The following is a 10,379-nucleotide window of genomic DNA, read 5'->3' as shown; positions in this document are numbered from 1 at the left end:
AGGCCACCAAGGCCGTCTACCAGAAGGTGTTCAGCGTCTTCGGCATCGTCACGCTCTGCGTGGTCGGCCTCTACCTGCTCTGGCGCTCCCGCCAGTCGGCCAGCAGCCCGGGGCCGGCCCGGTACGAGGTGGTGAGCACGACCTGGGCGGCCGGCGCGCCGGAGGCGGTGCGGAACCGGTGCGGGAAGGCGGTCACCCCGGCCGGGTCGGCGCCGCGGAAGGCGTACGTGGACGAATCCGGGTCGGCGAACGCGACCAGCGGCTGGCCACCGCCGGCGATCACGGCGAGCAGGTCGAGCTGGGCGGGGTCGGTGTCGGCCAGCTCGTCGACGTAGACGTGGGCGAGCCGGCGGCGCTCGGCCGCCAGCAGCTCCGGGTCGTCGAGCAGCATGCCGGTGGCGGCCCGGACCAGCTCGGCCGGGTCGTACGCCACCGAGCCGCGGTTGCTCACGTCGCGCAGGGCGAGGACGGCGACGTACTCCCGGAGGAAGCGCGCGGCCGCGGGCCAGTCGGCGCGGCCCAGCTTCTCCCCCAGCCGGGCCAGCTCGACCGGGCCGACGCCGCGCTCCGCGGCGCGCATCAGCAGGTCGCGGAGCTGGGCGGCGAACGCCCGGGTGCGCAGCGCGGGGCGCAGGTCCTCCGGCCAGCCGACCGGGTCGTCGTCGGGTTCCTCGCCGACCACGTCGAGCAGCTCGCGGATGATCAGATCCTGCTCGGGACCGGTGAGCAGCCGGGGCGACGGCTCGCCCCGCTCGGCGGCGGCCCGGCGGAGCAGACCGAAGGCGTACGCCGGGAAGGTCCGCACCAGCGGCTCGCGGACCACCCGGTGCCCGTCCCCGGCGATCCGCGCCTCGATCCGGTGACGCAGGTCGGTGGCGCCCCGCCGGCCGAAGGTGAGCACCAGGATCCGCTCCGGGTCGACGCCCTCGGCGACCCGGGCGGCGACCGCCTCGACCAGGGTGCTGGTCTTGCCGGTGCCCGGACCGCCGACGACGAGCATCGGCCCGTCGGTGTGCGCCACCACCTCGGCCTGCGCCGGGTCGGCCAGCCGGACCGTGGGGTGCGCGTCATCGCCCGCCGACCCCTCGGGCCGGCGTTCCGCCGCGGTCGTCCCTCCGGACCGACCGTCCCCCCGCGCCGCCCCGCCGGACGGCCCGTCCCCCCGGACCGCCTCGCCAGGCCGACGCACCAGCCGGTACGCCTGCATCAGCTCATCCCACCACGCCCGTACGACACCTCCCGCGACACCATCTCACCCTCGCGCCCAACTCACGTTGATCATGAGTTTGTCGCCCCGACACGCCGGCATCGACGACGACAACTTCATGATCGAGCGGCGGCGGGGCTGGCGTCAGGTAAGGCGGGATTCGAGGATGTCGAGGGCCTCGGGGACGGTTCGGGCCACCGTGAGCAGGTGCAGGCCGGCGGGTTTGAGGAAGTTCTGGTCGGCCAGGCCGCCCAGCCAGTCGAGCAACGGGCGGTAGAAGCCGTCCGCGTCGATCAGCACCATCGGCTTGGCGTGCATGGCGAGCGTGGCGGTGGTCCACACCTCGAACAGCTCGTCCAGGGTGCCGAGCCGCCCGGCAGGGTGATGAACGCGTCCGACTTGTCGATCATCAGCGTCTTGCGGCCGGCCATGCCCTCGGTGATCAGCAGCTCGTCGGAGGCCAGGTCGGCGACCTCCAGGTCCACCAGCGCCTGCGGGATCACCCCGAGGGTGTACCCGCCGGCGGAGCGCGCGCCGTCCGCCACCGCCCCCATCATCCCGACGCAGCCGCCGCCGCTGACCAGGGTGTGCCCGCGCCGGGCCAGCTCGGCGCCGGTCTCGGCGGCGAGGTCCAGCCAGCGTGGGTCGAGGGTGCGGGAGGACGCGCAGAACACGCAGATGGCGGCCATTCAGCCCTTCCCGCCCTCGTCGGCGGCGGCCCGCTGGTCCGCCTCGGCGCGGGCGACCGACTCCACGCGGATCGCCTCCTGCTCGGCGGAGAGCACCGCCTCGGCCTCCACGATGTGCCGGACCGCCGCGTTGACGTCGTCGGTGAGGCAGATCAGCTCCAGGTCGGAGGGCCCGATCTTGCCCTCGGCGGCCATGCTGTCCCGCAGCCAGTCGAGCAGCCCGCGCCAATAGTCCGCGCCCATGAGCACCACCGGGAAGCGGGTGACCTTGCCGGTCTGCACCAGCGTGAGCGCCTCGAACAGCTCGTCCATGGTGCCGAAGCCCCCGGGCAGCACGACGAACGCCTGCGCGTACTTGACGAACATGGTCTTGCGGGCGAAGAAGTAGCGGAAGTCGATGGCCAGGTCGACCCAGTCGTTGAGGCCCTGCTCGAACGGGAGCTCGATGCCGAGCCCGACGGAGAGGCCGCCCGCCTCGCTGGCCCCCCGGTTGGCCGCCTCCATCACGCCCGGACCGCCGCCGGTGATCACCGCGTACCCGGCCCGGGCCAGGGCGCCGCCCAGTTCCTCGGCCATCCGGCACTCCGGGCTCTCCGGCATGCTCCGGGCCGAGCCGAAGACACTGACCGCGGGCGGCAGGTCGGCCAGGGTGTCGAAGCCCTCGACGAACTCCGACAGGATGCGCAGCGCCCGCCAGGCGTCCTTGGTCTTCCAGTCGCCGCGCCCCCGGGAGTCGAGCAGCCGCTGGTCGGCGGTGCTGGTCGGGATGGCGCCGCGACGCAGCGTGACGGCGCCCCGGTGCCGCTCCCGTCCCCGGTCCGGGCCGGGCTGCTGCCGCCCGTTGCTCTGGCTCATGGGAGCCACCGTAGTGGAGCCGGGGCGGCCGGGTGTGCGGGCCGGCGAGCCGGGGAAATTGTTCGGGATCTTGGGCAACTAATTCGGTCGCCCGTACGTCTTACTATTCACATACCGGGTATGCCCCGGCGCGCGCCTTCGGGGGAGGAGCAAGCGTGATCAGCAACAGCGAGATGATCCGGATCCGGCGACAGATGCAGCGGCGGATCCGGGACGTGGTGGCGGAGCGCCGCCGCGCCCGGCAGTTGGAAGCCCATGACCTCAGCGGTGACCCGACCGAGTCCCGCCCCCCGGCGGACCAGTCCCTCACCCCGGCCGGCTGACCGGTCGACCGTCGATCAGGAGGTTCGCGTCGACCGGGATCCGGTGACGCGAACCTCTTGATCGTCTCAGGGGCGGGTTAGGCGGGGGCGAGCCAGCGGTGCAGGGTGGCCGCGCCGTCGCGGATCTTGGTGAGCTCGACGTGCTCGTCCTTGTGGTGGGCCAGGTTCGGGTCGCCGGGGCCGAAGTTCAGCGCCGGGATGCCCATCGCCGCGAACCGGGCCACGTCCGTCCAGCCCAGCTTGCCGATCGGGGCCGCACCCACCGCCGCCAGGAACTCCTGCGCCGGCGGCGCGTCCAGGCCGGGGGCCGCGCCCGCCGCCGCGTCCGTCACCGCCAGGTCGAAGCCGGCGAAGACCTCCCGCAGGTGCGCCTCGGCGCCCGCCGGGTCGCGGTCCGGGGCGTACCGGTAGTTGATCTCGATCTCGCAGCGGTCCGGGACGACGTTGCCGGCCACCCCGCCGGTGATCCGCACCGCGTTCAGGCCCTCGCGGTAGTCGCAGCCGTCGATGGTGACCCGCCGCGCCTCGTACGACCGCAGCCGGTCCAGCACCTCGCCCGCGCCGTGGATGGCGTTCACCCCGTGCCAGGACCGGGCCGCGTGGGCCCGCTCGCCGTGCGTGGTGACGATCGCCCGCATGGTGCCCTGGCAGCCGGCCTCGACGATCCCGTAAGTCGGCTCGAGCAGCACCGCGAAGTCGGCCTCGAGCCACTCCGGGTGCGCCTCGGCCACCAGGGTGAGGCCGTTGTACCTCGACTCGATCTCCTCGGCCTCGTAGAAGAAGTACGTCACGTCGTAGCGCGGGTCCGGCAGGGTCACCGCGAGGTGCAGCGCGAACGCCACCCCGGACTTCATGTCGGAGGTGCCGCAGCCGTACATCAGGTCGCCGCGCATGGTGGACGGGAAGTTGTCGTTGAGCGGCACGGTGTCCAGGTGGCCGGCGAGCACCACGCGCTGCGCCCGGCCCAGGTCGGTACGCGCCATCACCGTGTTGCTGTGCCGGAACGTCGTCAGGTGCGGCACCGAGCGCAGCACCTCCTCCACGCAGTCGGCGATCGCCTTCTCGTTGAGGGAGACGGACTCTATGTCGACCAGGGCGCGCGTGAGCGCCACCGGATCAGCCAAGACCTCGGGGGTCAACGGGTTCTCCATGGTTGGCACGGTACCGTCACAATCGTGACGACCGCGCAGTCTGCCTGGGGCATCGGCCTGGCCACCGTGACCGCTGACGATCAGGTGCTCGACACCTGGTACCCGACCGGCAAGCTGGGCCTCGGCGAGCTGCCGCTGGTCCCCGGGGAGGACCAGGCCGACGTACTGGACCTGCCTCCGGGCGCGGTCGGCGAGCGGGCGCTGCCCGGTCTGCGTACGGTCGAGGTGACCACCGTGATCGGCTCGCTGGACGACCCGATCAAGGACGCCGCCGACGCGTACCTCCGGTTGCACCTCCTCTCCCACCGCCTGGTGCGACCCAACGAGCTCAACCTCGACGGCATCTTCGGCAAGCTGGCCAACGTGGCCTGGACCTCGGCCGGGCCGTGCCCGCCGGAGCGGGTCGACGAGCTGCGCGTCATCGAGCGGGCCGCCGGCCGCCACCTGGCCGTGTACGGGGTGGACAAGTTCCCCCGGATGACCGACTACGTGGTCCCCGCCGGCGTACGGATCGCCGACGCGGACCGGGTCCGGCTCGGCGCGCACCTGGCCGCCGGCACCACCGTGATGCACGAGGGCTTCGTCAACTTCAACGCCGGCACGCTGGGCACCTCGATGGTGGAGGGACGCATCGTGCAGGGCGTGCTGGTCGGCGACGGCTCCGACATCGGCGGCGGCGCCTCGATCATGGGCACCCTCTCCGGCGGCGGCACCGAGAAGGTGCGCATCGGCGAGCGGAGCCTGATCGGCGCGAACGCCGGTGTCGGCATCTCCCTCGGCGACGACTGCGTGGTGGAGGCGGGCTGCTACATCACCGCCGCCTCGAAGATCACCCTGCCGGACGGCCGGGTGGTCAAGGCCCGCGAGCTCTCCGGCGTGGACGGGCTGCTCTTCTGGCGCAACTCGGTCACCGGGGCGCTGGAGGCGAAGCAGCGCAGCGGCCGGGGCATCGAGCTGAACGCCGCCCTGCACGCCAACGACTGACGGCGGACACCGCGACGGTGGCACAAAACGACGAGGGGTCCAGGGATGATCACCCGGTGAGCTCCATGAGGGAACGCATGCTCGCCGGCGAGCCGTACCTCGCCGACGACCCCGAGATCATCGCCGACCTGGACCGCGCCGCCCGGCTGACCGAACGCTTCAACACCAGCTCGGCGGAGGATCCGGAGGGCCGGCTCGCGGCGCTGCGGGAACTGCTCGGCTCGCTCGGCGAGGAGACCTGGGTGCGGCCGCCCTTCCACTGCGACTACGGCTGGCAGACCCACATCGGCCCGCGCAGCTTCGTCAACTTCAACGCCGTCTTCCTCGACGTCGCCCGGATCGTCATCGGCGCCGACGTCCAGATCGGACCGAACGTCCAACTCCTCACCGCCACCCACCCGATCGAGGCGGAGCCGCGCCTGGCCAAGTGGGAGGCGGCCAAGCCGATCACCATCGGGAACAACGTGTGGCTCGGCGGCGGGGTCGTCGTCCTCGCCGGGGTCACCATCGGCGAGAACGCGGTGGTCGGCGCGGGAGCCGTCGTGACCAAGGACCTGCCAGCCAATGTGGTCGCGGTCGGTAACCCCGCCCGGGTCGTACGCGAACTCGCCTGACCGCGTCCAACCGCAGGGCACGCGCCGGAGTTCCACCGGGAACGGGCCCGGGTGGCCTGGCTGCTGCGCCGCGCGGTGCCGTCACCCGGGCGGGGGCTCGGTCAGGCGTACCACCAGGTCGGCGCGGCCGGCGGTGCCGGAGACCAGGCCGGCGTTGGCCTCGTCGCTGCCGAGCGCCCAGGCCCGGGCCTGCTCCGGCGACTTCCCGTACGCCTCGTGCCGGGCGGTGAGCCGACGCAGCCGCAGCTCGGCGTCGAGATCGAGGAACCAGATCTCGTGCAGCAGGGTCCGGACCTCCTCCCACGGCTCGTCCCGCAGCAGGAGGTAGTTCCCCTCGGTCACCACCAGCCGGACCTCGGGCGGCACCTCGATCGCCCCGGCGACCGGCTCCTCCAGATCCCGGCGGAACGCCGCGCCCAGACCGAGGTCGGCTCCAGCCGCCGCAGGCGGCGCAGCACCGAGACGAACCCGTTGACGTCGAAGGTGTCCGGCGCGCCCTTGCGCTCCTGCCGGCCGAGCCGGACCAGCTCGGACTGGGCGAGGTGGAAGCCGTCCATCGGCACCAGCCGGGCGGTCGGCCCGACCGCCGCGACGAGCCGTTCGGCCAGCGTGGACTTGCCGGCCCCGGGTGCCCCGGCGATGCCGAGCAGCTGCCGCGGACCGGCCGCGGCGAGGGTCCGCGCCCGGGCGGCCAGCTCGTCGAAGGGCAGGACCTGCGCCGGAGGCATCAGCCGAGCACCGGCTCGCTGATGGTGAAACGCGCCTCCACCGCGGCCTGCACCGACTGCGGGCGCGGGTCGAGCTCCAGCTCCGGCGCGACGTCGGCCCGCCCGCCGGCGCCCTTGCCGAACACGGCGCGGGCCATCATCGGCTGGGCGCCCGTACCGGTGTCGGACAGCTCCAGCAGGGCGGTCACCCGGGCGCCGAGCGCCTCCGCGTACTCCCGGGCCCGGGCCAGCGCGTCCGCGATCGCGGCGTGCCGGGCCTCCCGGTACGCGGGGCTGTCCGGCCGCAGCGACCACCACGGGCCGGCCACCTCGACCTGGTCCTGGTCGGCCAGGCGCAGCATCAGCTCGCCGAGCGCGGTGAAGTCGGTGACGGTGACGCTGGTGCCCACACTGCCGTGGTATGCCACCACCCGCTCGCCCGAGCGCTTCGTCTCGGGCCAGACCCGCAGCTGGCCGGTCTCCCGGCGCTCGATGGCCGGGCCGGAGGAGTCGAGCAGCACCCGGACCGCGGCGGCCCGCTCGGCCAGCCGGGTCAACGTCGTCTCCCGGTCGCGGTCCCGGGCGGTCGCGGTCACCGTGAACTCGGCCAGCTCGGGGGCGACCTCCCGGTACGCCTCGCCGCGTACCGCCACCACCGGTGCGTCCGCCATGCCCTCACCCTAACCGCGGGCCGTCCCGGGCGCGGGGGCGCGGGGCGCGGTTCAGCCCGGCGGCCCCGGCAGGTGCCCGGTGTAGGCGACCGCCCCGGCCTCGACCCGGCACTCCGTCAGGTGGCCCCCGGCCGCGCCCAGCTCCCGCAGGTACGCCAGCTCCCCCGCGTGGTCGACCCCGGCCCGGAACTCCCGGCGGTGGGCGGTGAAGGGCCGGCCCCGCACCGCGGCGCGGGCGGCGCGGCCCTCGTCGAGCAGGGCGGTCAGGGTGGCCCGGTCACCGGCCCGCAGCGCGTCGGCCAGGTCGTCGAGGACGACCCGGACCGCATCCAGCCCGGTCAGCACCGGTCCCCGGTTGGCCAGCAGCATGTTCGCGGTCCGGTCGGGCGGGCCGCCGGCCACCCGGGTGCCGTCGGTGAAGCTACCCGCGGCGAGGGCGAGCACCGCCTCACGCAGCGCGGACCGTTGCACCGCCCCGGCCAGCGCACCGGCCAGCAGGTGCGGCACGTGCGAGGAGAGGGCCGCGACCACGTCGTGCTCCGGCGCGGACATGGGCACCACCCGGGCCCCGAAGACGTCGATGACCAGCGCGGCGAGCCGCCGGAACGCGGCCATCCCCGACCCGGTCGGGCAGAGCACCCAGGCCGCCCCGTCGAGCAGCCCCGGGGAGGCGGAGGCGAGACCCGCGCGGTCGGCGCCGGCCATCGGATGACCGGGGACGAACCGATGTCCCAGCCCCAGCGCGCCGGCGGCGGCGGCCACCTGCGCCTTGGTGCTGCCCACGTCGGTGAGGACGCAGTGCTCGTCGGTGGCGGCGGCGACCCGGGACAGCGTCCCCGGCAGGCTCGGCAGCGGACCGCAGAGGAACACCACGTCCCGGCCGGCGACCGCCTCCTCCAGGGTGTCCGGAGCGACGACGCCCTGCGCGTCGGCGTACCGGCGGGTGGCCGGGTCCGGGTCCCACCCGGCGACGTCCAGCCCGGCCGCGCGCAGCCGCAGCAGCACCGACCCGCCGATCAGTCCGGTACCGATCACCGCGGCCGTACGCTCGCCGAGGACCGGGCGCTTGTCGCTCACCCCGTCGGTCATCGCCGCAGCAGCCCCGGGGTCAGCCGCGCAACCGGCCGGCGACCGCCGCGACATGCTCGTCGGACTCGGTCAGCGCCGCCCGGACGTGCCGGGAGCCGGCCGGGCCGTAGAAGACCCCGGCGGCGACCAGGATGCCCCTGCGGGCCAGCCAGTCGACGGTCTCCCAGCAGTCCTCGTCCCGGGTCATCCACAGGTAGAGTCCGGCCTCGGAGTGTTCGACGGTGAAGCCGGCGCCGGTGAACGCGGCGTGCAGCCGCTCGCGGCGGGCCCGGTAGCGCTCCCGCTGGGCGTCGGCGTGCGCCTGGTCGCCGAGCGCGGCCACCATCGCGGCCTGCACCGGGGCGGGCACGATCATGCCCGCGTGCTTGCGGATCTTGAGCAGCTCGGCCACCAGCGCCGGGTCACCGGCGACGAAGCCGGCCCGGTAACCGGCCAGGTTGGAGCGCTTGGAGAGCGAGTGCACCGCCAGCACGCCGTCGTACGACCCGCCGCATACCTCCGGCGAGAGGATCGAGACGGGCTCGGCCTCCCAGCCCAGCGGCAGGTAGCACTCGTCGCTGGCGACCACGGCGCCGCGTTCGCGGGCCCAGTCGACCACCTTGCGCAGGTGGGTGGCGGGCAGCACCCGGCCGGTCGGGTTCCCGGGCGAGTTGACCCAGACCAGGCGTACCCGGGAGGTGGGGCCGACCGCGGTCAGCGAATCGGTGCGGACGGTGGTGGCGCCGACCAGCCGGGCCCCGTCGGAGTACGTCGGGTAGGCGATGGACGGCACCACGACCACGTCACCGGAGCCGACGCCGAGCAGCGTGGGCAGCCAGGCGACCAGCTCCTTCGAGCCGATCGTCGGCAGCACCCCCAGCCCGTCGACGCCGGCGCCGCAGGCCCGGGCGACCCACGCCGCGATGGCTTCCCGCAGCGCGGGGGTGCCCGCGGTCAGCGGGTAGCCCGGGGCGTCGGACGCGTCGGCGAGCGCCTGCCGGATCACCGTGGGCACCGGGTCCACCGGCGTGCCCATGGAGAGGTTGATCAGACCGTCCGGGTGCGCCGCTGCCGTCGCGGCCGCGGCGTCCAGGGTGTCCCAGGTGAAGTCGGGCAGCCGCGACGAGACCGGCGCGGGCCGGTTCAGTGGCCCTCTCCGCGCGGCGGCTGGGCGGCGACGAACGTGGCGTCCTTCTCCACCTTGCCGATCTTGGAGGCGCCGCCGGGCGAGCCGAGGTCCTCGAAGAACTCGTAGTTCGCCCCGGTGTAGTCCTTCCACTGCTCCGGGACGTCGTCCTCGTAGAAGATCGCTTCGACCGGGCAGACCGGCTCACAGGCACCACAGTCGACGCACTCGTCGGGGTGGATGTAGAGCATCCGATTGCCCTCGTAGATGCAGTCGACCGGGCACTCCTCGATGCATGCCTTGTCGAGCACATCGACGCACGGCTCGGCGATGATGTAGGTCACCGGTCTTCTCCTCCGCAAGACTCGCCGCGATCACCCGCGACGGTAAGAGCCTAGTATCTCGCCGGGGAGGGGATGAATGGTGCTCCGGCAGCAGGACGTGGGACACCGGATCGTGGTCCGCCGGATTGTGGGGATTCGCGAAGGCCGGCCGCTCTTCTCCGACGCCCTCGGGGAGCTGGTCGAGGTGAGCGAGACCCACATCACGCTGGCGACCGCCCAGGGCCGGCTGCGGGTCCCGGTGGGCGAGGTGCACCGGGCCAAGCGGGTGCCGCCGGCCCGCCGGCCGACCGCCGCCGCGGTGGTCGCCCTGGAACTGGCCGCCGACGAGGCGTGGCCCGCCCCCGTCCGCGGTCGGCTCGGCGACTGGCTGGCTGCGCAGCGCCGACGGCTGGACCGGCCGGGCGAACTCGGCGCTGCCGGTGGGCGACCCGGACCGCCCGCTCCCGGCCGCCCTGGACGCCGTCGAGCGCTGGTACGCCGACCACCGCCAGCCGGCCATGGTCAACACCCCGCTGCCGCTCGCCGCGCCGGTCGGCGCCGAGCTCCCGGCCGCCCTGGACGCCGTCGAGCGCTGGTACGCCGACCACCGCCAGCCGGCCATGGTCAACACCCCGCTGCCGCTCGCCGCGCCGGTCGGCGC

General features: G+C 74.2%; 9 protein-coding genes and 4 pseudogenes. 4 read left to right on the top strand and 9 right to left on the bottom strand.

Annotated features, from left to right (window positions below; genetic code table 11):
- Positions 1-97: 97 nt before the first annotated feature.
- The 3 genes and pseudogenes from JNW87_RS27800 to JNW87_RS27790 form a co-directional block, all read right to left on the bottom strand.
- A pseudogene (locus JNW87_RS27800) lies at positions 98-1,207 on the bottom strand (UvrD-helicase domain-containing protein); the annotation flags it as partial.
- 144 nt (positions 1,208-1,351) lie between these two features.
- Positions 1,352-1,896 (bottom strand): annotated as a pseudogene (locus tag JNW87_RS27795) (TIGR00730 family Rossman fold protein).
- Complete coding sequence (locus JNW87_RS27790; protein ID WP_109801782.1) at positions 1,897-2,751, bottom strand: TIGR00730 family Rossman fold protein; 855 nt, start codon at positions 2,749-2,751, stop codon at positions 1,897-1,899.
- Positions 2,752-2,906: 155 nt separating this feature from the next.
- Between JNW87_RS27790 and JNW87_RS27785 the strand changes: the two genes are divergently transcribed.
- A complete protein-coding gene (locus tag JNW87_RS27785; RefSeq protein WP_201749624.1) occupies positions 2,907-3,074 on the top strand; it encodes a hypothetical protein in 168 nt (55 codons plus the stop codon).
- 77 nt (positions 3,075-3,151) lie between these two features.
- Here JNW87_RS27785 and dapE read toward each other — a convergent pair whose 3' ends face one another.
- Positions 3,152-4,225 (bottom strand): succinyl-diaminopimelate desuccinylase, encoded by a 1,074-nt coding sequence (gene dapE / locus JNW87_RS27780; protein ID WP_109801781.1) that lies wholly within the window; start codon positions 4,223-4,225, stop codon positions 3,152-3,154.
- A gap of 24 nt (positions 4,226-4,249) precedes the next feature.
- On the opposite strand from dapE, the gene dapD reads away from it, so the two are divergent.
- Both dapD and JNW87_RS27770 read left to right on the top strand, forming a co-directional pair.
- The gene (gene dapD / locus JNW87_RS27775; protein WP_109801780.1) at positions 4,250-5,209 is read left to right on the top strand and encodes a 2,3,4,5-tetrahydropyridine-2,6-dicarboxylate N-succinyltransferase; all 960 of its coding nucleotides are present in this window, start codon (positions 4,250-4,252) and stop codon (positions 5,207-5,209) included.
- Positions 5,210-5,265: 56 nt separating this feature from the next.
- Positions 5,266-5,823, top strand: a complete 558-nt coding sequence (locus tag JNW87_RS27770) for a sugar O-acetyltransferase (protein ID WP_109801779.1) — start codon at positions 5,266-5,268, stop codon at positions 5,821-5,823.
- Positions 5,824-5,904: 81 nt separating this feature from the next.
- On the opposite strand, the pseudogene JNW87_RS27765 reads toward JNW87_RS27770, so the two are convergent.
- The 5 genes and pseudogenes from JNW87_RS27765 to fdxA all read right to left on the bottom strand — a co-directional run bounded on the left by JNW87_RS27765 (position 5,905) and on the right by fdxA (position 9,739).
- Positions 5,905-6,551, bottom strand: a pseudogene (locus JNW87_RS27765) (nucleoside/nucleotide kinase family protein).
- On the bottom strand, positions 6,551-7,201 hold the full coding sequence (locus JNW87_RS27760; RefSeq protein ID WP_109801777.1) for an SIMPL domain-containing protein: 651 nt from the start codon (positions 7,199-7,201) through the stop codon (positions 6,551-6,553). The pseudogene JNW87_RS27765 and the gene JNW87_RS27760 overlap by 1 nt, the downstream one beginning before the upstream one ends.
- A 51-nt stretch (positions 7,202-7,252) precedes the next feature.
- The gene (locus JNW87_RS27755; protein ID WP_109801776.1) at positions 7,253-8,290 is read right to left on the bottom strand and encodes a prephenate dehydrogenase/arogenate dehydrogenase family protein; all 1,038 of its coding nucleotides are present in this window, start codon (positions 8,288-8,290) and stop codon (positions 7,253-7,255) included.
- A gap of 19 nt (positions 8,291-8,309) precedes the next feature.
- Positions 8,310-9,416 carry a succinyldiaminopimelate transaminase gene (dapC, locus tag JNW87_RS27750; protein WP_109801790.1) on the bottom strand — a complete coding sequence of 369 codons (1,107 nt, stop codon included), beginning with the start codon at positions 9,414-9,416 and terminating at the stop codon, positions 8,310-8,312.
- Positions 9,413-9,739, bottom strand: coding sequence for a ferredoxin (gene fdxA, locus JNW87_RS27745; protein ID WP_007464872.1), 327 nt, complete (start codon positions 9,737-9,739; stop codon positions 9,413-9,415). The genes dapC and fdxA overlap by 4 nt, the downstream gene beginning before the upstream one ends.
- A 79-nt stretch (positions 9,740-9,818) precedes the next feature.
- Between fdxA and JNW87_RS27740 the strand changes: the two are divergent.
- Positions 9,819-10,379: pseudogene (locus JNW87_RS27740) on the top strand (GNAT family N-acetyltransferase); the annotation flags it as partial.

The sequence above is a fragment of the Micromonospora sp. ATA51 genome, assembly GCF_016802855.1.
GTDB classification, from domain to species: domain Bacteria; phylum Actinomycetota; class Actinomycetes; order Mycobacteriales; family Micromonosporaceae; genus Micromonospora; species Micromonospora sicca.
This window is presented reverse-complemented; position numbering and strand designations above follow the sequence as displayed.